We start from the raw sequence: 23022 nt of genomic DNA, 5'->3' as shown, positions 1-23022 counted from the left end.
CCCTTGCTGTCAGTTCGGGAGCTCGTGGCTTTGGAGCAGGTCAGGGCACGATGTAGATGATGGCGAACAGCCCGATCCACACGACGTCGACGAAGTGCCAGTAGTACGACACGACGATCGCGGAGGTGGCCTGTGCCGGAGTGAACTTGCTGAGCTTCGTCCGGATCAACAGGTAGACGAACGCGATCAGACCGCCGATGACGTGCAAGCCGTGGAAGCCGGTCGTCAGGTAGAAGACCGTGCCGTAAGCCGAGGACGGGATCGTGGTGCCGTGCTCGACCAGCTCGATGTACTCGCCTGCCTGCCCGCCGACGAAGATCGCCCCCATGATCAGCGTCACGATGTACCAGCGACGCAGCCCGAAGACGTCTCCGCGCTCAGCGGCGAACACGCCCCACTGACAGGTGAAGGACGACGCGACCAGGATGATCGTGAAGACCGCCGCGTAGGGGACGTTCAGGTGCGTGGGTGGCGGGGGCCAAGGTCCCTCGTTCTGGGCCTTCACCGTGAAGAACATGGCGAAGAGGCCAGCGAAGAACATGAGCTCGCTGGACAGCCAGACGATCGTGCCGACGCTGACCATGTTCGGGCGGTTCAGCGAGTGCACGCGCTGGCCGATTGAAGGCGCTGCCGTGGTCACGCGCAGCATTATTGCCTGCGGAATTTCCGTCCGCCCATCGGGTCCTGCGCGGATCATGGGTCGGCCGGGTCACACGGCGAGTGATCGCGAGGAGATCAACGAATGGGCTTGCTGGGCCGATTGCGGGACATGCTGCACCGACAGGACGAGCCGACGTTGTCGATCGACGACCCGGCGCTCGTCGTCGTGGTCGAGGTTTTCGACTTCGCGGAGGCCGATTCCGCCGCCCTGGCCCGGTCTCCGCAGTGGCGCGCCGACGAGCTCGCGGTGCTCCGGCATCACGTGCGCATCCCCGCTGACCAGGTAGAACGTGCGCGGGAGCTGCTCACGCCCGACGGCTGGACTGTGTCCGCTTCTGGAGTCGCTGGTGATATATCGCATATCAGTCGGGTGCAGAAGCTGGACGCGTTGCACTGCGCTCAGGAGCGGTCCCGGATGGCCTCGTTGGCGCAACGACTCGGCGGTGACGCCCTGGGGTGGGACGCCCTGCAGAAAGCACAGGAACCGGCCCGATAGCATCACGGCGACCTTGGTCACTTTCTTCAGGACCGCAGTCGGCAGTCGCAGCGGAGGATCCAGAGATGAGCACGCAGACCACGAAGATCCTGGTGTTCAGCCACCGGCCCGAGGTGCGTGAGACGATCATCACTGCGGTCGGCCGCCGTCCGGCGCCGGACCTCGCGCGGGTCGACTACGTCGAGGCCGCGACGATCGCGGACGTCCTCTACGAGGCGGACGCCGGCACCGTCGACCTGCTGATCCTCGACGGCGAGGCGCAGCCGACCGGTGGCATGGGCCTGTCCCGCCAGCTCAAGGACGAGATCACCAACTGCCCGCCGATCGTCGTCGCGGTGCGCCGCAAGGACGACAGGTGGCTCGCGACGTGGTCGCAGGCGGACGCGGTGCTGGTGCACCCGCTGGACCCGCTGGCCGCCGCCGAGACCGTGGCCGAGGTGCTGCGGGGCTCTGCTGTGCCCGTCGTCAAGGGCTGATCGCGCCATGAGCCAGCGCACCTGGCCCTCGCTGCTCAACCGGCTGCTCGACGGCGTCGACCTGACCGCGGACGACACGGCCTGGGGTATGGACCAGGTGATGTCCGGCGAGGCGACCGCGGCGCAGATCGCGGCGTTCGTCGTCGCGCTGCGCGCGAAGGGCGAGACGCCGGAGGAGGTCGACGGCCTCGCGACGATGATGCTCAACCACGCGAACCGGTTCACGGTGGACGTGCGGGCGGCCGACATCGTGGGCACCGGCGGTGACCATTCCGGTTCGGTGAACATCTCGACGATGGCCGCGATCATCACGGCGGCCGCGGGCGTGCCGGTGGTCAAGCACGGCAACCGCGCGGCGTCGTCGCAGTGCGGCACGGCCGATGTGCTGGAGGCGCTGGGCGTCGCGATCGACCTACCTGCCGCCGGCGTGCGGGAGACGGTGCGCGAACTGGGCATCGGTTTCTGCTTCGCGCCGGTGTTCCACCCCGGCTTCCGGCACGCGGGCCCTGTGCGCCGCGAGATCGGCATCCCGACGTCGTTCAACCTGCTCGGCCCGCTGACGAACCCGGCTCAGCCCACCGTCGGCCTGATCGGCTGCGCGCGGGCGGCGGCGGCACCGCTGATCGCCGGCGTGTTCGCGCGGCGCCGCAACACCGCGCTGGTGGTGCGGGGCGACGACGGCCTCGACGAGATCACCACGACCACGACGACGTCCGCGTGGCTCGCGCAGGACGGCGTGGTGCGCACGGAGACCATCGACCCGGCGGTGCTCGGCGTGAAGCCCGCGCGCGAAGAGGACCTGAAGGGCGGCGACTCGTCGCTCAACGCCCAGGTGGTCCGCGACCTCGTGGCCGGCAAGACGGGTTCGGTGCGGGACGCGGTGCTCGTGAACGCCGCGGGGGCCATCGCGGCGTACGGCGGGTTCTCCGACGACCTGCACGCCGACCTGAGCGCCTCGCTGAGCCGCGCGGCCGGCGCGATCGACTCAGGTGCCGCGTCGACCTTGCTGAACCGCTGGGTGGAGCTCTCACAGGCCCTGAAGGCGTCTCCGAAGTAGCAATCCAAAGGCTCGGAAGGTGGTTTCGGTCACGCGTCGTCGCCGACGCGTGACCCTGCTCGCACGGTGGCCGCATCGGCGTAGTCCGAGCGAGTGATGGGCCAGAGATGCGCACCACGTGGTAACGCCGTGGCAATCGCCACCTGGAATGCTGGTGACATGGCCCTCCTCTACCCGGTGATGAAGCACGTCGTCGCTCGCGCAGCCCGTCTGGTCTACCGCCCAGTGGTGGACGGTCTGGAGAACATCCCCACCGACGGCCCCGTCATCCTGGCGGCCAACCACCTCAGCTTCATCGACAGCGTCGTGATCCCGATGGTCGTGCCTCGCCGAGTGTCGTTCCTCGCGAAGGCCGAGTACTTCACGGGCACCGGCCTCAAAGGCTCGCTGTCGCGCTGGTTCTTCTCCTCGCTCGGCCACGTGCCGGTGCACCGCGGCAAGGGCCGTGACGCCCGCGCCGCGCTCGACACGGCGGCCGACATCCTGGCGCGCGGCGACGCGTTCGCGATCTACCCCGAGGGCACGCGCTCGCTCGACGGCAAGCTGCACCGCGGTCGCACCGGTGTGGCCCGCATGGCGCTCGAGTCCGGGGCCCCGGTGATCCCGGTCGGCATCGTCGGCACGGACAAGGTGCAGCCCGTCGGCAGCAGGTTCCCCAAGATCGTCCCGGTGACGGTCCGCTTCGGCGAGCCGCTCGACTTCAGCCGCTACGACGGCATGCAGGAGTCGCTGCCGGTGCTGCGCAGCGTCACCGACGAGATCATCTACCGCATCCTGGACCTGAGCGGCCAGGAGTACGTCGACGCGTACCAGAAGACGCCGGAGAAGGTTTCCGCCGCCGCTTAGAGCTTCCATCGGACGTTCAGAGGACCTGCGAAGAGCCCTTCCCACCAGCACGACGGGAAGGGCTCTTTCGCGTGCTGATATCCAGCATGTGACACATCGCATACTGGATATCGGTGCCGGAAACGTCGAAGGCCCTCTCCACGCGGGAGAGGGCCTTCGACGAGACTGCGTGATGTCCGATGTACCGGATATCGGATGTCAGTCGTGGTTGGGACCGGTGTGGTACTCGAACACCAGGCCGCCGACCATGATCAGCACCATGACGATGGCGATCACGAGCAGCCACACGTGCCAGAACGCCACCGCGACACCCGTGGTCGCCGCCGCCGCGGCGAGACCGACCGGCCAGTACGAGCCGGGGCTGAAGAAGCCCAGCTCACCGGCGCCGTCGGACACCTCGGCGTCGGGGTTGTCCTCCGGTCGCACCTCAATGCGGCGGGCGACGAACCGGAAGTAGGTGCCGGTGATGAGGGCCAGGCCGCCGGTCAGCGCGAGCGCCACCGTGCCGGTGGGCTCGACGTGGCCGGTCGCCAGGTGCGTCCAGTAGCCGTACACGACGGCCATCAGGAACGAGAAGGCCATCACCAGGTCGAATACGCGAGCTTCGATCTTCATCGCGAGGCGTTCCCTACTTCTGGCCCGCACCGGAGGCTTCGCGCGCCGTCCGGTCGGTGTTGAACGGGGTAGTCGTCGTGGCCAGCGGTGAGCACCACTTGTCACAGTTCACCTGAGAAAGGGCCTCGGCCGTGGTGTACGGCTTGCCCGTCTTCTCGTTGACCTGCTTGCGCAGCTCGATGTACTTCTCGAAGTCGGCTTCCTCCAGGGCGCGGACCTCGAAGTTCATCACCGCGTGGTACGAGCCGCAGAGCTCGGCGCAACGGCCGACGAACGCGCCAGGACGGTCGATCTGGTCGATCTGGAAGACGTTGTCCTGGTTGTTCTTCTCCGGCATCGGGAAGACGTCCCGCTTGAAGTGGAACTCCGGCACGAAGAACGAGTGGATGACGTCCGTCGAGCGCAACGTGAACTGGATGCGCTTGCCTGCCGGCAGCACCATGACCGGGACCTCACCCGAGGTGCCGACCGTGCTCACGACCTTGCCCTCTTCGGTCTTGTGGTCCGGGTACTGGAACTCCCAGTTCCACTGGAACGCGATCACGTCGACGTTCACGTCGGGCTTGCCCGACTTGTCCGTGACGTAGTTCTGCGTGACAGCGGTGAAGTAGAACAACACCGCCACGATCACCGTCGGCACGACGATGAGCACGATCTCCAGCGGGAGGTTGTACGCCGTCTGACGCGGCAGTTCCTCGGACTTCTTGCGGTGGAAAACCACCGACCACAGGATCAGACCCCACACGATGACGCCGACGACGAGCGCGGCGACCACGGACCAGGTCCAGAGCTCGCGCATCTTCTCGGCCTGCGGCGTGACGGCCTGCGGCCATCCGAAGCGCAGCACCTCGTCCGTGGAGCAACCGGTGGCCCCGATGCCGACCAGGCCTACCAGCCCAGCGGTCTTCACCAGCCGGGATGCCCTGGTGCCCTCCTTCAGGCCCACTGCTCGCCCGCCTCCTCGTTCCATGCCAACGGATCAAGCGGGAGCGTAGCCCAGCGCAACGGCGCTCACCCCTCGGGGGCACCGCCGCTGCGGTGCAGTTTCGGTCACACAGAGCGCCTTCGGCATACTGAGGACTTCCCCGTGGTCTTCCCCTTCGTGTTTCTTGAGAGGTGCGAGAGCCTTGTGCGGCCTGGCAGGACTTGTATGCCCTAGCGAGAACGAGGCCGAGAACGCGCGCCCGGCCGTGGAGGCGGCGCTGCGCTGCATGCGGCACCGCGGGCCGGACGAGAGCGGCACCAGGCGGGTCGACGAGGTCGTGTTCGGCTTCAACCGGCTCGCCATCATCGACATCGAGCACTCCCACCAGCCGTTGACCTGGGGTCCGGCGGAGTCGCCGAGCCGGTACACGATCAACTTCAACGGCGAGATCTACAACTACCTGGAGCTGCGGGCCGAGCTCACCGAGAAGCACGGCGCGGTCTTCCACACCGACGGCGACACCGAGACGATCGTCGCCGCGTACCACTACTACGGGCCTGCCGCGATCACGAAGCTGCGCGGCATGTTCGCCTTCATCATCTGGGACTCCGAGCGCGAGCTGCTGTTCGGCGGCCGCGACCCGTTCGGCATCAAGCCGCTGTACTGGGCGCAGGGCCAGAGCGGTGTCGCGTTCTCCAGCGAGAAGAAGATCCTGCTGGAGATCGCCTCCTCGATCGGCATCGCCCCGAAGATGAACGTCAAGGGGCTGCAGCACTACCTCACGCTGCAGTACGTGCCGGAGCCCGCCTCGCTGCACGACCAGATCTTCCGCGTCGAGTCCGGCCACTCGTTCACGCTGGTACCGGGCGAGTCGCCGAGGTTCGAGCGCTACTTCCCGGCGAACTTCAAGGTCCGCACGGTCCGCAGCGAGGGCGAGGCCGAGGCGCTCTACGACGAGATCACCGCCGCACTGCGCGACTCGGTCGCCAAGCACATGCGCGCGGACGTGACGGTCGGCTCGTTCCTGTCCGGCGGCATCGACTCGACGGTGGTCGCGGCGCTGGCCAAGGAGCACAACCCGGACCTGATCACGTTCACGACGGGCTTCGAGCGCCAGGGGTTCTCCGAGGTCGACGTGGCCGCGGAGTCGGCGGCGCTGATCGGCGTGAAGCACGTGGTCCGCACGGTGAGCGCGCAGGAGATGATGGACTCCCTGCCGCTGATCACCTGGTACCTCGACGACCCGGTGGCCGACCCGGCGCTGGTGCCGTTGTGGTTCATCGCACGTGAGGCGCGTCAGCACGTGAAGGTCGTGCTGTCCGGTGAGGGCGCGGACGAGCTCTTCGGCGGGTACACGATCTACCGCGAGCCGTTGTCGCTGGCGGGGTTCGAGAAGGTGCCGGGCGCGCTGCGCAAGGCCATGGGCAAGGTCTCCACGAAGATCCCGCACGGCGTGCGCGGCAAGGACCTGCTGCGGCGCGGGGCTTTGACGCTGGAGGAGCGCTACTACGGCAACGCGCGCATCTTCCTCGACGACCACCTGCAGCAGGTGTTGCGCACGTACGACCCGGCGGTGTCCCACATGGACGCGACGGCCCAGCCGTACCGGGAGTCGCGCAACTGGGACCCGGTGACGCGCATGCAGCACGTCGACCTGTTCACGTGGCTACGCGGGGACATCCTGGTCAAGGCGGACAAGATGACCATGGCGAACTCGCTGGAGCTGCGCGTCCCGTTCCTCGACCCCGAGGTCTTCAAGATCGCGTCGCAGATCCCGAGTGAGTTGAAGATCACGAAGGACACGACGAAGTTCGCGCTGCGCAAGGCGATCCGCGACATCGTGCCGGCGCACGTGCTGAACCGCCGCAAGCTCGGCTTCCCGGTGCCGATCCGGCACTGGCTCAAGGACGAGATGCACGACTGGGCCGTCGGCATCGTGCGCTCCTCGCAGACCGACCAGTACATCGACAAGACCGCGGTGCTGCGGCTGATCGAGGAGCACCGCTCCGGCGTGCTCGACCACAGCCGCCGCATCTGGGCGCTGCTGGTGTTCATGATCTGGCACGGCATCTTCGTCGAGTGCCGCATCCAGCCGGTGGTGCCGGAACCGCACTACCCGGTCAAGCTCTAGCGGAAAGGGCCCCTCTCCGGAGGGGCCCTTTCCCGTTACCGGCGACCCTGGGCACTGCAGATCGCGTACGAGCTGACGACGGTGTCCGGGGACGCCATCAGTTCCAGGTAGCGCGCGAACTCGTCGTCGGTGAGCGGGAGCTTCGGGCGCATCAGCCGCGCGGTCGCGGCCAGCAGGCGGCAGCCAGCCGACCCGCCCTCCCACTCCTGCACCTCACGGGAGCCGCTGACGTCGTTCAGCCCGACGTCGAGCAACGCCTTCTCGATGCGCGCGCCCCACGCCAGCTCGGCGCCCGCGTGGTCGAGCAGCGTCAGCAGGGCGTTCTTCACCCGCATGATCAGCTTCGCGTCCTCGGGCGTGCCGGAGGCTCCCACCGTGAGGACTTCGAGGGGGAGGCAGTCGAACTCGTCGAGCACGAGCCATCCGCCGGGACGCAGCGAGTCGCGCAGCTTGCGCAGGACGAGGTCGCGGGCGGGGAGGTAGAAGAGCACCAGGCGGGCGTGGACCAGGTCGAACGCGTTGCCGGGCAATATATTGGATACTACGTCGTGCTCCAGGACCGTGACGTTGTCGCGTTCCTCGAGCCTCGTGACGTCGATGTCGGTGACCGTCACGTGGCCGGACGGGGCGACGACGTCGGCCAGCCAGTTCGTCACCGATCCCCCGCCACCCCCGACCTCGAGGCAGCGCCAGCCATCCGCGACACCCAGCTGCTCGACGCGGGCGAACGTGCCCGCGTCGAGCAGAGAGCTCAGCGCGTCGAACTTCGGGTCGAGCGACTCACCGGTGTCGCCGAACAGGTACGTCCCCATTGTCCGATCATGGCAGGACGGGGGCGATCTCCTCAGCGGCTTCTGCACCAAACGCGCCACGAATGCGGGCGAGCGCCGACTCGCGCTCGATCACCCACTCCTGCGTGCCCACGGTCTCGAGCACCTCGACCGCGATGAACGAGCCGAGCTGCGCGGAGCGCTCGATGCTCAGACCCGAGGTCAGGCCGGCCAGGAACCCTGCGCGGAAGCCGTCACCGACACCGGTCGGGTCGGTCTTCGCGACCTCGGGGACGGCGGGGACGTGCAGCGCGAAGCCGTCGCGGTCGACGATCTCGACACCCTTGGCACCGAGCGTGGTGACGCGCTTGCCGACGCGGGCGAGGACGTCGGCCTCGGTCCAGCCGGTCTTCTGCAGCAGCAGTTCCCACTCGTAGTCGTTGCTGAAGAGGTACTCGGCGCCGTCGATGAACGCGCGCGCCTGCTCGCCGTCCATGCGGGCGAGCTGCTGCGACGGGTCGACCGCGAACTTGTAGCCGCGCTGACGGCACTCCTCGGCGTGACGGAGCATCGCCGCGGGGTCGTCCGGGCTGATGATGACGAGCTCGAGGTTCTCGACGCGGTTCGCGATCGGCGCGAGCTCGATGTTGCGCGACTCGGCCATCGCACCGGCGTAGAAGGAGGCGATCTGGCACATGTCGTCGTCCGTCGTGCAGACGAACCGCGCGGTGTGCGCGATCTCGGACACGTACACACCGGACGTGTCGACGCCGTGCCGCTCGAGCCACGAGCGGTAGTCGTCGAAGTCCTTGCCGACGGCACCGACGAGCACCGGCCGCACACCGAGCACACCGAGGCCGAACGCGATGTTCGCCCCGATGCCACCGCGACGGACTACGAGGTCGTCGACCAGGAAGCTCAGCGACACGCGGTCGAGACGCTCCGCGACCAGCTGGTCCGCGAAACGACCCGGGAAGTGCATCAGATGGTCGGTCGCGATGCTGCCGCACACGGCTAGGGGCACGTCGGCTCCTCTTTTCTTGTTGCGCTACGTGACTACTCACCCGGACGAGTACCGCTGTGAAGACTACTGTTTGGTAGGTCTACCGCAGGTCAGACCACCGTCATACGGTCGGAAGGTGACGATCCCAGAAGCGACCACGATGAGTGAACTGATCGAGGACTGCGCGCAGCTCCCCTTCGCTCTGACCCACCCCGAGCACCCCCTTCCCGCCCCGCGCGACGCCGCGCCCTGGCAGGTCGACGAGCGGTGCACCCACCAGGTCGAAGGTCTCGCCGAGTACGGCGTCTAGCCTCCGGTCCGGTTTCCCAGTCTGTCCGGGTGATACCTGGCAGATTTCCTGGTCCACACGCGGAGAGGCCGCGTTCCCGGCTATGCGGGAACGCGGCCTCTCCGCGTGTTCGCCTTAGTGGAACGAGTCGCCGCAGGCGCAGGACCCGCCGGCGTTCGGGTTGTCGATCGTGAAGCCCTGCTTCTCGATCGTGTCCACGAAGTCGATGACAGCACCTTCGACGTACGGGGCGCTCATGCGGTCGACGGCGACCTTCATGCCGTTGAAGTCGACCATCGCGTCACCGTCGAGCGCGCGCTCGTCGAAGAACAGCTGGTAACGAAGGCCGGCGCAGCCACCGGGCTGGACGGCGATGCGCAGGTGCATGTCATCGCGGCCCTCCTGGTCGAGCAGCGCCTTCGCCTTGACGGCGGCCGCATCGGTCAGCGTCACGCCGTGGCTGGGCGCCTCAGTGGTCGAAGCGGCATCCTGAGCGGTCGTCATGGCTCTCCTAAGAGGTCCTTTGCGGGCGGTTCACCCATCAACAACACGGGCGTTCCCCGCCTTGTTCCGCTTCCCATCGTCCCACAACGGCGGGCCGCACCGCCTCAAGTGTCGACTGTCACGTAGACCACGCTCAAGCCAACCGATATATCAGCTGGCCCCCAGCCATGTCACCGTCACGTCCCTGCCTCGACTCTGCGGTGACTCCTAGCGCGACCACTGGCCGGCCACGTGCCTGGCCGTTGCAATGAGACTTTTGCGGGCGTCCGCAATCGACTTTTGCACAGAGCCGACGTGTTCGGACACCGAGTAGGCGGCCTGGACGCCGGCGGCGCCCATCTCGCGGCGGCCGACGCTGACCTGGCCCGCGACGGCGATGCAGGGGATGCCGCGTTCGGCGGCGCCCCCGGCGACGGCGGTGATGAGCTTGCCGCGCAGTGACTGCCAGTCGAAGCTGCCTTCGCCGGTGATGACGACGTCGGCGTCGTCGAGGGCGGCGTCGAGGCCGGTGAGCTCGCGGACGAGGCCTGCGCCGGACGTCACCGTCGCGCCCAGTGAGAGGAGCGCGGCGCCCAGGCCGCCCGCCGCTCCCGCACCCGATATATCGGCTACGGGTGTGAGGACGTCCATGGCTGCGAGCTTTGCTTCGAGGCGTTCGACGGCTTCCGGGGACGCGCCCTTCTGCGGGCCGAACGTCCGCGCGGCGCCGTGCGGGCCGAGGAGCGGGTTCTCCACGTCGGACGCGGCCACGAGCGATATATCAGTCAGGTCGACGTGGGCGAGGGCGGCGAGCATGCCGGCGCCGCCGTCGGTCGTGCCGGAGCCGCCCAGGCCGATCGTGATGACATCGTTGTCAGCCGCCGCTGCCGCGATGAGCTCACCGACACCTCGTGTTGTCGCCGTCTCGCAGGACTCCACGCGGCGGTCCGCCGGGATGAGGTGCAGGCCGCACGCCTCGGCGGACTCGATGTATGCAACGCGTCGACCACCTGTGTGCGCCCCACCTGGTGGAAGGCTGAGCCAGCGGGCTTCCACGGGCGTGCCCAGCGGGCCGGTGACGGTGATACATCGGATATCGCCGCCGGCCGCGGCGTGCAGGACGTCGACGAAGCCGGGGCCTCCGTCGGCCAGCGGGCGTTGGACGACGACGTCGTCGGGCTTGGCCTCGTGCCAGCCGGTGGCGATGGCGTCAGCGGCCTCGCGGGCGGTCAGGGTGCCGCCGAAGCAGTCCGGAGCGATGAGTACGCGCACCTCGCGAAAGGTACAGAAGAACCACTGTCCTACCCTGTCGTCGTGAGGTTCCTGCGCCGCAACGCCGCCGACACCGATGCCCCGGCCACCGAGTCGACCGACGAGGTCGCCGACTCCGCCCGTTCCGCGGGCAAGGGCAGGCCGACGCCCAAGCGGCGTGAGGCGCAGGGCAGGCGTTCCGGCCCGGTGCCGCCGCCTCCCCGCACGCAGCGCGAGGCGTTCAAGCGCATGCGCGGCAACAAGGTGAGCAAGGAAGAGCGCCGTGCCGCGGCCACCGAGCGCCGTCAGCGCATGATGGCGGGCGACGACAAGTACCTGCTGCCGCGCGACCGCGGGCCGGTCAAGGCGTACATCCGCGACCTCGTCGACTCGCGGCGCAACCTCATGGGCCTGTTCATGCCGCTCGCGGTCCTCGTGTTCGTGGCGCTGCTGACGCCGTCGCTGGCCGTGCAGCGGTACGCGACGCTCGCGACGACGTTCATGCTGATCGCGATGGTCATCGAGGGCATCGTGCTCGGCCGCCTCGTGACGCGGAAGGTGCGGGCGAAGTTCCCGACCGAGCCGATCAAGGGCCTGTCGATCGGCTGGTACTCGTTCATCCGCGCGAGCCAGATCCGCAAGCTGCGCGTGCCCAAGCCGCGGGTCAAGCCGGGCGACGCCATCAAGTAGCGAGCGGTCCTTCGGGCGCGTTCCACGGTGTGGCACGCGCCCGAAGTTCATTAGCAGCACGAACGAGTTCGGGTTTAAGCTCCGATGTATGAAGTTCCGTCGACTCGGCCGCAGCGGCCTGTCCATCAGTGAGATCTCGTACGGCAACTGGCTCACCCACGGCTCCCAGGTCGAGGAGGAGCAGGCCCACGCCTGTGTGAAGGCGGCGCTGGAGTCGGGGATCACCACCTTCGACACAGCCGACGTCTACGCCAACACGGCCGCGGAGTCGGTGCTCGGCCGGGCGTTGCAGGGGCAGCGGCGCGAGTCGCTCGAGATCCTCACCAAGGTCTACTGGCCGACCGGTCCCGGCGGCCCCAACGACCGCGGGCTCGGCCGCAAGCACATCATGGAGTCGGCCAACGCGTCGCTGAAGCGCCTGCAGACCGACTACGTCGACCTGTACCAGGCCCACCGGTACGACTACAGCGTCCCGCTGGAAGAGACGATGCTGGCGTTCGCCGACCTCGTCCGCCAGGGCAAGGTCCTCTACGTCGGTGTCTCCGAGTGGACCGCCGAGCAGATCACCCGCGGTGCCGCGCTGGCCCGCGAGCTGAACGTCCCGTTCGTGTCGCACCAGCCGCAGTACTCGATGCTGTGGCGGGTCATCGAGCCGCAGGTCATCCCGGCGTGCGAGCGCGAGGGCCTGAGCCAGATCGTCTTCTCCCCCGTCGCGCAGGGCATCCTGACCGGCAAGTACCTGCCGGGCGCCGAGGTGCCCGAGGGCTCCCGCCTGGCCGACGCGCGTGGTTCGCAGATGATCGCGCGCTGGATGCGCGACGACGTGCTCAACGCCGTGCAGCAGCTCAAGCCGATCGCCGAGGAGGCGGGCATCACGCTCGCGCAGCTCGCTGTCGCGTGGGTGCTGAAGAACCCGAACGTCGCGTCCGCGATCATCGGCGCGTCGCGTCCGGAGCAGGTCTTCGAGAACGTCAAGGCGATCGACATCGAGCTCGGCGACGACGCGCTCACGCAGATCGACAAGGTCCTCGAAGGCGTCATCACCGACGACCCGAGGCTCACCGCCCAGGGCTGAGGCCCCTACTGGACCGGGTGCAGGCTCATCGGGCCGTACACCTCGGATTCCGAGCGCAGCAGCGTGACCTGTTCGACCCCGGCGTCGAGCAGGTCGCGCCACCCGGCGCTGAACCAGTCCTCGGCCTCGGTCTGGTCCGCGAACATCACATCCGGGCCCACGACATCGCGTCCCTGTGCATCCTGGTAACGCCAGCGGTATTCCACGGACGAAGGCTAACTCTCTTGTCATCTCGCACGCTCGTGCTCGGCGGAGCACGTTCGGGCAAGTCAGCGCATGCGGAAGGTCTGCTCACCGAAGCGACCGTGACCTACGTCGCAACCGCGCGCCGCTATCCCGACGACCCCGACTGGGATGCGCGCATCGCGCTGCACGTCGCGCGGCGTCCGTCCACTTGGCACACGGTCGAGGCGTCCTCGCCCGCCGATCTGCCCGCCCTGCTCACCGCGACGCAGTACGAGGACCCGCCGATCCTGGTGGACGACCTGTCGACGTGGCTGGTCGGTGTGCTCGACGACGCCGACGCGTGGGAGAACCCCGACGTGAACGTCATCGAACGCCACGCCGACCAGCTCGTGCGCTCGGTCGCCACGTGCCGGGCGCGGCTGGTGCTCGTGACGGCGGAGGTCGGCCTCGGCGTCATTCCGTCGACGCGCTCTGGCAGGCTCTTCCGCGATCACCTCGGTGCGCTCAACGCGCGCGTCGCCGAGGTGTGCGACGAGGTCACACTCCTCGTCGCCGGCATCCCGCTGAAGCTGCGCTGAAGAGCGACGCCGACAAACGACACTGAGACGACAGAGTTGAGGAGCGACCAGGTGAGCACCGAGTTCCCGCCGGTTGAACCGCCGGACGAAACCGTTCTGCGCGAGGCCGAGGCCCGGCACGCGGTGCTGACGAAGCCGGTCGGCTCGCTCGGGCGGCTCGAGGAGCTGGGCAACTGGATCGCGGCCTGCCAGGGTGTCGTGCCGCCGAAGCCGTTCGTGCGGCCGCGGGTCGTCGTGTTCGCGGGCGACCACGGCATCACCGCGCAGGGCGTGTCGGCGTTCCCGAGCGAGGTGACCGGCCAGATGGTCGCGAACTTCCTGACCGGCGGCGCCGCGGTGAACGTGCTCGCGCAGGTCGCGGGCGCCACGGTGCGCGTGGTCGACATGGCCGTCGACGCGGACACCCCGGCCGCGGTCAGCCAGCACAAGGTGCGGCGCTCGTCCGGGTCGATCGACCGCGAGGACGCGCTCACCCGTGAGCAGTGCGAGCTCGCGATCGCGGCCGGCCGTGCGATCGCCGACGAGGAGATCGACTCGGGTGCCGACGTGCTCGTCGCCGGCGACATGGGCATCGGCAACACGACGCCCGCCGCCGTGCTGATCGCGTCGCTGACCGGGTCTGAGCCCGTCTCGGTCGTCGGGCGCGGCACCGGCATCGACGACCAGGCGTGGATGCGCAAGACGGCGGCGATCCGGGACGCGCTGCGCCGGGCCCGCCTCGTGATCAGCGACCCGGTCGCCTTGCTCGCCACGGCCAGTGGCGCCGACATCGCCGCTATGGCCGGGTTCCTGGCGCAGGCCTCCGTGCGCAAGACGCCGGTCGTGCTCGACGGCGTCGTCGTCGGTGCGGCTGCTGTCGTCGCCGAGGAGCTGGCACCGGGTGCGCGCGAGTGGTGGGTGGCCGGGCACCAGTCGGCCGAGCCCGCGCACGCGATCGCGCTCGGGCACCTCAACCTCAAGCCGCTGCTGGAGTTCGACATGCGGCTCGGCGAGGGGTCCGGTGCCGTGGCGGCGCTGCCGTTGCTGATCTCGGCGGTGAAGGTGCTCGCGGAGATGGCGACGTTCGAGAGCGCCGGCATCACCAACCGAGAAGACGCGACTGGGTGAAGCTCGCGTTCTCCTGGCTCACCGTCCTGCCGCTGCGCGTCGACGACGTCGACCGCAAAGCGGCGGGGCGGGCCATTGCCTGGACACCGTTCGTCGGCGTCGTGCTCGGCGCGTTCGTCGTCGGTGTGCTCGAGCTGCTGGCGATATCCGATATATCGGCGCTCGTGGCCGGGTTCCTGGTCGTCGGCGTCGTCGCGTTGTCGACACGCGGTATGCACCTCGACGGGCTTGCCGACGTCGCCGACGGGCTCGGTTGTTACGGGCCGCCGGAGCGCGCGCTCAAGGTCATGAAGGACGGCGGCGCCGGGCCGTTCGGTGTGGTGTCGCTGATCGTGGTGCTGGGCGCGCAGGCCGCCGCGCTCCCCCACGCTCACTGGGGTGTCGTGCTGCTCGCGTTCGCGACGAGCCGGGCCGCGTTCGGCATCTGTTGCATGCGCGGTGTGCCCGCGGCACGGCCCGAGGGGCTGGGTGCGCTCGTTGCGGGCACACAGCATCCGTTGATGGTCATCGGCACGTGGGTGGTGCTCGCTGCCGCGGCGGTTCCGCTCGGGTGGCGCGCGGTCGTCGCCGTCGTCGTCGCGTTCGCGCTCGTGTGGGTGCTGGTGAAGCACACCGGAAAGCGTTTCGGCGGCATCACCGGTGATGTGCTCGGTACTGCCGCCGAAATCGCGCTTCTGGCCGTGCTGGTGATCGCCTAGGAACGAAGTGTCGTCATCCAGCCGTGGGTGTCGGCGACGTGGCCGTGCTGGAGGCCGGTCAGGCGCTCGCGCAGCTGCTTCGTCACCGAGCCGGTGCCGCCGTCGGCGATGTCGAACTCGCCACCGGCGTGCTTGACGTGGCCGACCGGCGTGATGACCGCCGCCGTGCCACAGGCGAAGACCTCGGTGAGCTCACCGGAGGCGTTGGCCTTCTCCCACTCCTCGGTCGAGATGCGACGCTCCTCGACGGACAGGCCGAGCTCGGAGGCGAGCTCCAGCAGCGAGCTGCGCGTGATGCCGGGGAGCAGCGTGCCGGTCAGCTCGGGCGTGATCACCTTGTCCCCGAAGACGAAGAACAGGTTCATGCCGCCCATCTCCTCGACCCAGCGGCGTTCCACCGCGTCGAGCCAGACGACCTGGTCGCAGCCCTTCTCGGCGGCCTGCGCCTGCGCCACGAGGGACGCGGCGTAGTTGCCGGCGAACTTGGCGGCGCCGGTGCCACCGGGAGCGGCGCGGACGTACTCGGTCGAGAGCCACACGCTCACCGGGCGGACGCCGCTCGCGAAGTAGGAGCCGGCGGGGGAGGCGATCAGCACGTAGAGGTACTCGGTCGCGGGTCGCACGCCGAGGCCCTTCTCCGTGGAGATCATGAACGGCCGCAGGTAGAGGGACTCCTCCTCGGCCGAGGGCACCCAGCGGTCGTCGACCGCGAGGATCTGCCGCACGGACTCCAGGAAGAGCTCGTCGGGGAGTTCGGGCATCGCCATGCGGCGGGCCGAGGCGCGGAAGCGCTCGGCGTTGGCCTCAGGGCGGAAGGACGCGATCGAACCGTCGGGCTGCCGGTAGGCCTTGAGCCCTTCGAAGATCGCCTGGCCGTAGTGCAGCACCATTGCCGCGGGGTCCAGTGCGAGGGTGGAGTACGGGCCGACCTCAGCGTCGTGCCAGCCCTGCTCGCGGTTCCAGCGGATCGTCACCATGTGGTCGGTGAAGTGCTGCCCGAAGCCCGGCTTGGCAAGTACCTCCGCTACGCGCTCCGGGGTCGCCGGGTGCGGGTGGGGAGTCCGGGTGAAAGGCAACGCGCTCGTCATGAGAGCACGGTAACCCGCAGGTGGGGATACGGAAAATCCTCTTCCCAAAACTCGGACGTCCTACTAAGTGAACCTCGATAGAGTCCCCGGCCATGACCGAGCCGCAACGATCTTCAACGGGTGCCGACGTCCGCACCGTCTTACAGGCAGCACTGCTCGTTCTGGGCACCGGCATGACGCTTCTCGACGGCTGGGTGCTCGGTGGCGTGGGCGGCGTCGTGGGGGCCGTGTTCGCCGCCGGGATCTTCCTGGTCTGCTACTGGGCGATCGCCAAGGAGAAGCCGTCCAGCAACGGCCGCATCATCGGGCTTGCGGTGTGTGTTGGCGTGACGCTGCTCGTCTTCCTCTCAGTGACGCTGTCAGGCCAATGAGCCCGGTGCCGATGCCGAGTCCCGCGATGGAGATCAGCATCGCGGGGATCGGCATGCTCATGGCGAGCAGCACCGAGAGCCCGAGCCCGAGGCAGGCCGTGCGCATGGGCCACGTGCGGTCGTTCTGCAGCAGCACCCGGGCCGACGCGTTCGTGAAGGCGTAGTAGAACAACGTCCCGCAGGCCGCGACCCCCAGCGCCGTGCCGAACGGCATGAGCACCAGGGCGAGCGCGGAGGCGACGACCACGACGAGTGACAGCGCGGCGGGCTTGAGGCGGGTCGGCAGGTCGCCGTCCTCGGCCAGCCCGGTCAGCGTGCGGTGTGCTGACGCGAGGACGAAGTGCAGCGCGGCTACTCCCGCCACCGCGGCGGCGATCTGCACCAGCGGCACCAGCGCCGCCGAGTCCGCCGCGACGAGCGCGTCCCGCAGCGGGGCGGGCGACAAGGCGAGGCGCGCGCTGCCGAGCTGACGGAGCACTCCGGCGCCCACGGCCAGGCTGACCACGAAGGACAGTCCGATCAGGACCGGAATCGCGATCCTCAGCACGGCCACCGGATGCGGCTGCTCACCTCGCTGCGGCGCGGTGATGCGTTCGAAGCCCGCGAACGCCATGAACATCAGGCCGGCGACGCCGACGAGCTCGTTGACCGTGCCCGCCTCCCCCGCCGACGGCACGGGTGCGATCGAGAAGCTCGCCGCGACCACGAGCGCCAGCACGCCGAGGACGATCACCGAAACGAGAACGCTGACGCCGGTGGTGAACCGGAACCCGGCCGCGCCGAGCAGCGCCGTCGCGACGACGAGGGCGAGCGCGCCGATCACCGGCTGGTCCGGCACCACGTACGCGCCGAACATCAACGCCACCGCGGCCGCCATGGCGGACCGGCCCAGCAGGTGTGCGCTCGCTGTCATCCGTGCGGGCCACACACCGAGCTGCGCGCGCACATATCCGTAACCACCGCCGACGTCCGGGTAGGCCCGTGACTGGTCGGCGGTCGAGAAGGCGGAGCACAGGGCTGCGATCGCGGAAATGGCCAGCGCCGGGAGCACCCACCAGCCCGCAAGGCTTGCGGCTGGGGCGAATCCGGCGAAGACCCCCGCTCCGAGCACCGCGGGAAGACCGAGCGCGACCGTCGTGACGATCTCGCGAGGCGTGTGGGTCACGGGGTACACGTTCTCAGATACGGCAACCGGCCGTAACCACCCGGTCGACTGATGCGTGAAACGGGCGAATCGCCACTGTGCGCAACTGTCAACGTCACGGATTGCGGCGAACGTGGCGGGGCTGGGCATTAGTGGGACAGTCCGACCTTTAGCATGGGTCACGATTCCGAGCCCCGCCCGCAACAACCCTGGAGCAGCACGTGACAGCCCCGAAGCTGGCCCTCACCGAGGGTGACCTGAGCACCACCGCCGCGGACGCAGTCGTCGTGGGCACCCTGCAGGGTGCGGACGGTCTGGAGCTCGCCCCCGGTGCCGAAGCTGTCGCCGCCGCGTTCGACGGCGCGCTGCTCGACGTGCTCGGCACGCTGCGCGCGTCCGGCAAGGCCGACGAGCTCGTGAAGGTGCCGACGTTCGGCAAGATCGCCGCCCCGCTCGTGCTGGCAGTCGGCCTCGGCAAGAGCGCCGAAAGCGGTCCCAGCGAGGAGCAGGTGCGCCGCGCGTCCGGTGTGGCCGCCCGCGCGCTGGGTGGCAAGAAGCGCGCGATCAACACGCTCGCCGCGCTGCACGTCGGTGCCGCCGCCGAGGGCACGCTGCTCGGCGCCTACTCGTTCACCGAGTACAAGTCCGACAAGGGCGAGGGCCCGGTCGCGAAGGTCGACCTGCACGCCGCCGGTTCCAAGGAGAACAAGGCAGCGCTGAAGGCCGCGGTCGCGATCGCCGAGTCCGTCGCCATCGCGCGTGACTTCATCAACACGCCGCCGAACGACCTCTACCCCGCCTCGTTCGCCGACCGCGCCGCCAAGCTCGCCACGGCCGCCGGTCTCGACGTCGAGATCCTCGACGAGAAGGCGCTGAAGAAGCAGGGCTTCGGCGGCATCCTGGGCGTCGGCGTCGGTTCGACGCGCCAGCCGCGCCTCGTGCGCATCTCGTACAAGGGCACGAAGGCCGTCAAGAAGGTCGCGCTCGTCGGCAAGGGCATCACGTTCGACACCGGCGGCATCTCGATCAAGCCGGCCGCGGGCATGGACGAGATGACCTCGGACATGTCGGGTGCCGCCGCGATCGTCGCCACGATGGTGCTCGCCGCGAAGCTCAAGTACCCGCTGGAGATCATCGCGTCGATCCCGATGGCGGAGAACATGCCGTCCGGTGACGCGTACCGCCCCGGCGACGTGCTGACCATGTACGGCGGCAAGACCGTCGAGGTGCTCAACACCGACGCCGAGGGCCGCCTGATCCTGTCCGACGCCATCGTGCGCGCGTGCGAGGACGGCCCGGACTACCTGATCGAGACCGCGACCCTGACCGGCGCGCAGGTCGTGGCGCTGGGCAAGCGCACCTCGGGTGTCATGGGCTCCGACGAGTTCCGCGACCGCGTGGCCGCGATCGGCACCGCCGTCGGCGAGTCGGCATGGCCGATGCCGCTGCCCGAGGAGCTGCGCGCGGACCTCGACTCGCGCCTCGCGGACCTCGCGAACGTCACCGGGCACCGCTGGGGCGGCATGCTCGCCGCCGGCCTCTTCCTCCGCGAGTTCGTGGCCGAGGGCGTGCAGTGGGCGCACATCGACATCGCGGGCCCGGCGTTCCACACGGGTGGCCCGTACGGCTACACCGCCAAGGGTGGCACCGGTGTTCCGGTGCGGACCATCGCGGCCGTGCTGGCGGACATCGCGGCCAACGGCTGAGTCCTGCTTTTCACCGAGCGGGCGGAGATCCTTCGGGGTCTCCGCCCGCTCGAGCTTTTCGCTCACTTTCTCTTGCGCATTTCCGGTGGTTTTCCGGGTATTCCACAGGGCGTTCTCAGTCACCATTTCCAGGCCACGGAAGAATGGTGAGCGTCGGCCATTGCTGACGCCATCTCGCTGTTTTCGTCTCGTAGACGTGCCGTGGAGCCAGCACGGGATTCGGGCGCACGACGAGATCGAACACGTCCGCCAAACCATGCGGTGCGTAGACCCGCCACCGTCCGCCATCGACCCTCACGCCGACGCAGCACGTCGTCGCGGCGAACGAGTCGATGGCCGACTCGGTGGAGTCGTGAGGCGGGCACGGGACGCCGAACTTCTGCTCGTACCAGAGGTGGACGCGGGCCTCGTTGCGGATCTCGACGGCCGCGGGCACGTCGGCGAAACGCGCTCGACCAGCCCGGATGACGGCGTCCTCCGCCTCCCAGGACAGGTCGGACGCGTCGAAGTAGAACAGGTCGTAGTCGAGGATTCCCTCGGTCGCGGGCCGGCCGGTCACGACGTTCCACACCGTCTGGACCACGCACCCGGCCGTCAGGTACCAGCCCGGCAGACGCAGGCCGGCCGCTCCGGCGAGGACGTCGTTCAGCACCTCGTTGCGCCCGAGGATCTCCCGCAACGCCTCGACCTGTTCGTCGATGTACAGCCGGCCAAGTCGCACGTTCGCTCCCTCACGTCGCCGCTCTCCGACGGCCTTTGCAATGGGTCGTTTGCGGACGAAGTCCAACGAGTCATTGCTAGGGCCCAGGCGGGGCGGCGTGTCGTCCGATATATCAGTTGGATGGGTGGGGAATGTGGTGAGGCTTCAGCGGATAAAGCGAATCGCTTTCACTTCGTGATTCTTGCCGGAGACGCGGACGGTGGGCGGCTGAACGGAGACGCGTGTCTCGCGGGGCTAGGTCCACCGGGCGGGTGAGAGGAGTATTTCCACATGGGGACGCATCAGTACGAGGCCGACGTCGCCTGGACCGGGAACACCGGGAGCGGGACCTCCGGGTACAAGTCCTACGAGCGTGCGCACGAGGTCCGGGTCGAGGGCAAGGAGACGATCCTCGGGTCGTCCGATCCGTCGTTCCGGGGTGATCGCGGCCGGTACAACCCCGAGGAGTTGCTCGTCGCGTCGCTGTCGCAGTGCCACATGCTCTGGTACCTGCATCTCGCGTCGACCAACGGCGTCGTCGTGACCGACTACCGCGACCACGCCACCGGCGTCATGGCCGAGCACTCCGACGGGTCCGGGCGGTTCACCGAGGTGGTGCTCAACCCCGTCGTGACCGTCGCCGATCCCGCCACCAAGGAGACGGCACAGGCGTTGCACGAGAAAGCGCATTCGATGTGCTTCATCGCGGCGAGCGTCAATTTCCCCGTCCGGCACGAACCGACCGTGCGGATTTAGAGTTCACCGGAAGCCTTTTTGCGCGCGGTGTAGTCGCGCATGCGCTTCGGGTAACCGACGATGCCCGCGTCGTAGATCGGCATGCCGAGTTTGCGTGCGAACGACCTCGCGGCGTCCGGCGAGGCGACCCTGCGGCGGGTCCACTCGCCGTCGTGGGCGACCAGGACCACAGTGGTTTCGGTCACCGTGGTCTTCGGCTCCACATAGGCCTCGACGCCGTGACGGCTCTTCGTCCACTGTTCGAGGTGGCTCGTGTCCTGGTTGGAGGCCGTCCTCAGCACCCCTGCGCGCGGCTTCCTGCGAAAACGGTCGAACAGCCCCATCGAGCACCTCCTGCGCTTCCCTCCACCATGGTGCCAGGTAAGGGTGTTATGAGTAGGTGAATGATCAGCACCGGGCGTGGTCTCCTATGCCGGATCACCGCGCTCGGGCAACTAGTGACAAGATGGCCGCGTACCTCGCGCGCACCCGCGCGTAGTAAGTAATCCCGAGGAGATCCGAAGTGACTTCGCCGGAACTGGAGTCGGCCACCAACGCCGATCTCGTCATCCTCGGCGGTGGTTCAGGAGGCTATGCCTGCGCGTTCCGCGCGGCCGAGCTCGGCCTGTCCGTCGTCCTGGTCGAGAAGGACAAGCTGGGTGGCACCTGCCTGCATCGCGGTTGCATCCCGACCAAGGCGCTGCTGCACGCGGCCGAGGTCGCGGACAACGCCCGCGAAGGCGACCAGTTCGGTGTGAAGAGCTCGCTCGAGGGCATCGACATCGCCGGTGTCAACTCGTACAAGGACGGCGTGATCTCCCGGCTCTACAAGGGCTTGCAGGGACTCGCGAAGGCGAACAAGGTCACCCTCGTCGAGGGTGCGGGCACCTTCGTCGGCCCGAACACCGTCGAGGTGAACGGCCGGCGCTACGTCGGCAAGAACGTGGTCCTCGCGACCGGTTCGTACGCCCGCAGCCTGCCCGGTCTGGAGATCGGCGACCGGGTCATCACCAGCGACCAGGCGCTCAACCTGGACTTCATCCCGGAGAAGGTCGTCGTCCTCGGTGGCGGCGTCATCGGCGTGGAGTTCGCGAGCGTGTGGCGTTCGTTCGGCGCCGACGTGACCATCGTCGAGGCCCTGCCCCGCCTGGTGCCCGCCGAGGACGAGTACGCGTCCAAGCAGCTGGAGCGCGCGTTCCGCAAGCGCGGCATCAAGTTCAAGACCGGCGTGAAGTTCACCGGCGCCACCCAGACCGACTCGAGCGTGTCGATCACGCTGGAGAACGGCGACGTCCTCGACGCCGACCTGCTGCTCGTCGCGGTCGGCCGTGGCCCGAACAGCGCTGGCCACGGCTACGAGGAGGCCGGCGTCAAGATCGACCGCGGCTTCGTCATCACCGACGAGCGCCTGCGCACGAACCTGCCGAACGTCTACGCCGTCGGCGACATCGTGCCGGGCCTGCAGCTCGCGCACCGCGGTTTCCAGCAGGGCATCTTCGTGGCCGAGGAGATCGCGGGCCAGAACCCGAAGGTGATCGACGAGGCGGGCATCCCGCGCGTCACGTACTGCAAGCCCGAGGTCGCCTCGGTCGGTCTCTCCGAGGCCGCGGCCAAGGAGAAGTACGGCTCTGCCGAGGTCTTCATCTACGACCTCGCGGGCAACGGCAAGAGCCAGATCCTCAAGACCGCCGGTGGCGTGAAGCTCGTGAAGGCCCCCGACGGCCCTGTCGTCGGCGTCACCATGGTCGGCGAACGCGTCGGCGAGCTCATCGGTGAAGCACAGCTGATCTACAGCTGGGAGGCTTACCCGGAGGACGTGGCTCCGCTGATCCACGCCCACCCGACCCAGACTGAAGCCCTCGGCGAGGCGTTCCTCGCCCTGGCCGGCAAGCCGCTGCACGTGCACGGCTGACCGTTCCCCACACAAAGTCAGCCACACGAG

General features: G+C 68.6%; 27 protein-coding genes. 15 read left to right on the top strand and 12 right to left on the bottom strand.

Going from position 1 to position 23022, the window contains the following annotated elements; all coding sequences use genetic code 11:
* Positions 1-40: 40 nt before the first annotated feature.
* Entirely contained in the window at positions 41-649 is a 609-nt protein-coding gene (ctaE, locus tag ACSHWB_RS24405; RefSeq protein WP_439664300.1) for an aa3-type cytochrome oxidase subunit III, read from the bottom strand.
* A 93-nt stretch (positions 650-742) separates the two neighbouring features.
* Between ctaE and ACSHWB_RS24400 the strand changes: the two genes are divergently transcribed.
* From ACSHWB_RS24400 to ACSHWB_RS24385, 4 genes are all read left to right on the top strand, one after another.
* Positions 743-1156, top strand: coding sequence for a hypothetical protein (locus ACSHWB_RS24400; RefSeq protein ID WP_439664299.1), 414 nt, complete (start codon positions 743-745; stop codon positions 1154-1156).
* A gap of 65 nt (positions 1157-1221) precedes the next feature.
* Entirely contained in the window at positions 1222-1632 is a 411-nt protein-coding gene (locus ACSHWB_RS24395; protein ID WP_258950729.1) for a hypothetical protein, read from the top strand.
* Between the two features lie 7 nt (positions 1633-1639).
* Entirely contained in the window at positions 1640-2689 is a 1050-nt protein-coding gene (gene trpD, locus ACSHWB_RS24390; protein ID WP_439664298.1) for an anthranilate phosphoribosyltransferase, read from the top strand.
* Positions 2690-2848: 159 nt separating this feature from the next.
* On the top strand, positions 2849-3535 hold the full coding sequence (locus ACSHWB_RS24385; protein ID WP_439664297.1) for a lysophospholipid acyltransferase family protein: 687 nt from the start codon (positions 2849-2851) through the stop codon (positions 3533-3535).
* Positions 3536-3733: 198 nt separating this feature from the next.
* On the opposite strand, the gene ACSHWB_RS24380 is transcribed toward ACSHWB_RS24385, so the two are convergent.
* Together ACSHWB_RS24380 and ctaC are read right to left on the bottom strand one after the other, a co-directional pair.
* A complete protein-coding gene (locus ACSHWB_RS24380) occupies positions 3734-4150 on the bottom strand; it encodes a cytochrome c oxidase subunit 4 (RefSeq protein WP_191303177.1) in 417 nt (138 codons plus the stop codon).
* 13 nt (positions 4151-4163) lie between these two features.
* Positions 4164-5096, bottom strand: coding sequence for an aa3-type cytochrome oxidase subunit II (gene ctaC / locus ACSHWB_RS24375; RefSeq protein WP_439664296.1), 933 nt, complete (start codon positions 5094-5096; stop codon positions 4164-4166).
* Positions 5097-5277: 181 nt separating this feature from the next.
* On the opposite strand from ctaC, the gene asnB reads away from it, so the two are divergent.
* The gene (gene asnB, locus ACSHWB_RS24370; RefSeq protein ID WP_439664295.1) at positions 5278-7206 is read left to right on the top strand and encodes an asparagine synthase (glutamine-hydrolyzing); all 1929 of its coding nucleotides are present in this window, start codon (positions 5278-5280) and stop codon (positions 7204-7206) included.
* 35 nt (positions 7207-7241) lie between these two features.
* Here asnB and ACSHWB_RS24365 read toward each other — a convergent pair whose 3' ends face one another.
* Positions 7242-8018 (bottom strand): class I SAM-dependent methyltransferase, encoded by a 777-nt coding sequence (locus tag ACSHWB_RS24365; protein WP_439664294.1) that lies wholly within the window; start codon positions 8016-8018, stop codon positions 7242-7244.
* Positions 8019-8025: 7 nt separating this feature from the next.
* Complete coding sequence (locus ACSHWB_RS24360) at positions 8026-8958, bottom strand: carbohydrate kinase family protein (RefSeq protein WP_439664658.1); 933 nt, start codon at positions 8956-8958, stop codon at positions 8026-8028.
* Between the two features lie 157 nt (positions 8959-9115).
* Here ACSHWB_RS24360 and ACSHWB_RS24355 point away from each other — a divergent pair, with 157 nt between their 5' ends.
* On the top strand, positions 9116-9289 hold the full coding sequence (locus ACSHWB_RS24355; protein ID WP_439664293.1) for a hypothetical protein: 174 nt from the start codon (positions 9116-9118) through the stop codon (positions 9287-9289).
* Between the two features lie 114 nt (positions 9290-9403).
* Here ACSHWB_RS24355 and ACSHWB_RS24350 read toward each other — a convergent pair whose 3' ends face one another.
* Positions 9404-9772 carry a HesB/IscA family protein gene (locus tag ACSHWB_RS24350; RefSeq protein ID WP_030474606.1) on the bottom strand — a complete coding sequence of 123 codons (369 nt, stop codon included), beginning with the start codon at positions 9770-9772 and terminating at the stop codon, positions 9404-9406.
* 207 nt (positions 9773-9979) lie between these two features.
* On the bottom strand, positions 9980-11023 hold the full coding sequence (locus ACSHWB_RS24345; protein WP_439664292.1) for a glycerate kinase family protein: 1044 nt from the start codon (positions 11021-11023) through the stop codon (positions 9980-9982).
* Positions 11024-11065: 42 nt separating this feature from the next.
* On the opposite strand from ACSHWB_RS24345, the gene ACSHWB_RS24340 reads away from it, so the two are divergent.
* Both ACSHWB_RS24340 and ACSHWB_RS24335 read left to right on the top strand, forming a co-directional pair.
* The gene (locus ACSHWB_RS24340) at positions 11066-11692 is read left to right on the top strand and encodes a DUF3043 domain-containing protein (RefSeq protein WP_439664291.1); all 627 of its coding nucleotides are present in this window, start codon (positions 11066-11068) and stop codon (positions 11690-11692) included.
* Positions 11693-11780: 88 nt separating this feature from the next.
* Positions 11781-12767, top strand: a complete 987-nt coding sequence (locus ACSHWB_RS24335) for an aldo/keto reductase family protein (protein ID WP_439664290.1) — start codon at positions 11781-11783, stop codon at positions 12765-12767.
* A 5-nt stretch (positions 12768-12772) separates the two neighbouring features.
* On the opposite strand, the gene ACSHWB_RS24330 is transcribed toward ACSHWB_RS24335, so the two are convergent.
* Complete coding sequence (locus ACSHWB_RS24330) at positions 12773-12973, bottom strand: hypothetical protein (protein ID WP_439664289.1); 201 nt, start codon at positions 12971-12973, stop codon at positions 12773-12775.
* Positions 12974-12991: 18 nt separating this feature from the next.
* Between ACSHWB_RS24330 and cobU the strand changes: the two genes are divergently transcribed.
* The 3 genes from cobU to cobS are packed head-to-tail and all read left to right on the top strand — an operon-like array spanning position 12992 to position 15336.
* Entirely contained in the window at positions 12992-13531 is a 540-nt protein-coding gene (gene cobU / locus ACSHWB_RS24325) for a bifunctional adenosylcobinamide kinase/adenosylcobinamide-phosphate guanylyltransferase (RefSeq protein ID WP_439664288.1), read from the top strand.
* 51 nt (positions 13532-13582) lie between these two features.
* Positions 13583-14638, top strand: coding sequence for a nicotinate-nucleotide--dimethylbenzimidazole phosphoribosyltransferase (gene cobT / locus ACSHWB_RS24320; RefSeq protein WP_439664287.1), 1056 nt, complete (start codon positions 13583-13585; stop codon positions 14636-14638).
* Positions 14635-15336, top strand: a complete 702-nt coding sequence (gene cobS / locus ACSHWB_RS24315; RefSeq protein ID WP_439664286.1) for an adenosylcobinamide-GDP ribazoletransferase — start codon at positions 14635-14637, stop codon at positions 15334-15336. The genes cobT and cobS overlap by 4 nt, the downstream gene beginning before the upstream one ends.
* Here cobS and ACSHWB_RS24310 read toward each other — a convergent pair.
* Positions 15333-16424 carry a branched-chain amino acid aminotransferase gene (locus tag ACSHWB_RS24310; RefSeq protein WP_439664285.1) on the bottom strand — a complete coding sequence of 364 codons (1092 nt, stop codon included), beginning with the start codon at positions 16422-16424 and terminating at the stop codon, positions 15333-15335. The genes cobS and ACSHWB_RS24310 overlap by 4 nt on opposite strands.
* Positions 16425-16516: 92 nt before the next feature.
* Here ACSHWB_RS24310 and ACSHWB_RS24305 point away from each other — a divergent pair, with 92 nt between their 5' ends.
* Positions 16517-16795, top strand: a complete 279-nt coding sequence (locus ACSHWB_RS24305; protein WP_439664284.1) for a hypothetical protein — start codon at positions 16517-16519, stop codon at positions 16793-16795.
* Here ACSHWB_RS24305 and ACSHWB_RS24300 read toward each other — a convergent pair.
* Positions 16725-17960, bottom strand: coding sequence for an APC family permease (locus tag ACSHWB_RS24300; protein ID WP_439664283.1), 1236 nt, complete (start codon positions 17958-17960; stop codon positions 16725-16727). The genes ACSHWB_RS24305 and ACSHWB_RS24300 overlap by 71 nt on opposite strands.
* A 200-nt stretch (positions 17961-18160) precedes the next feature.
* Here ACSHWB_RS24300 and ACSHWB_RS24295 point away from each other — a divergent pair, with 200 nt between their 5' ends.
* A complete protein-coding gene (locus ACSHWB_RS24295; RefSeq protein WP_439664282.1) occupies positions 18161-19645 on the top strand; it encodes a leucyl aminopeptidase in 1485 nt (494 codons plus the stop codon).
* A gap of 115 nt (positions 19646-19760) precedes the next feature.
* Here ACSHWB_RS24295 and ACSHWB_RS24290 read toward each other — a convergent pair whose 3' ends face one another.
* Entirely contained in the window at positions 19761-20366 is a 606-nt protein-coding gene (locus tag ACSHWB_RS24290) for a nucleotidyltransferase family protein (protein ID WP_439664281.1), read from the bottom strand.
* Positions 20367-20636: 270 nt separating this feature from the next.
* On the opposite strand from ACSHWB_RS24290, the gene ACSHWB_RS24285 reads away from it, so the two are divergent.
* Positions 20637-21101, top strand: coding sequence for an OsmC family protein (locus ACSHWB_RS24285; RefSeq protein ID WP_439664280.1), 465 nt, complete (start codon positions 20637-20639; stop codon positions 21099-21101).
* On the opposite strand, the gene ACSHWB_RS24280 is transcribed toward ACSHWB_RS24285, so the two are convergent.
* Entirely contained in the window at positions 21098-21424 is a 327-nt protein-coding gene (locus tag ACSHWB_RS24280; RefSeq protein ID WP_319978418.1) for an oxidoreductase, read from the bottom strand. The genes ACSHWB_RS24285 and ACSHWB_RS24280 overlap by 4 nt on opposite strands.
* Positions 21425-21603: 179 nt before the next feature.
* Here ACSHWB_RS24280 and lpdA point away from each other — a divergent pair, with 179 nt between their 5' ends.
* Positions 21604-22992, top strand: a complete 1389-nt coding sequence (gene lpdA / locus ACSHWB_RS24275; protein WP_439664279.1) for a dihydrolipoyl dehydrogenase — start codon at positions 21604-21606, stop codon at positions 22990-22992.
* Positions 22993-23022 lie beyond the last annotated feature (30 nt).

Source organism: Lentzea sp. HUAS TT2, assembly GCF_051853195.1.
Lineage (GTDB): Bacteria > Actinomycetota > Actinomycetes > Mycobacteriales > Pseudonocardiaceae > Lentzea.
This window is presented reverse-complemented; position numbering and strand designations above follow the sequence as displayed.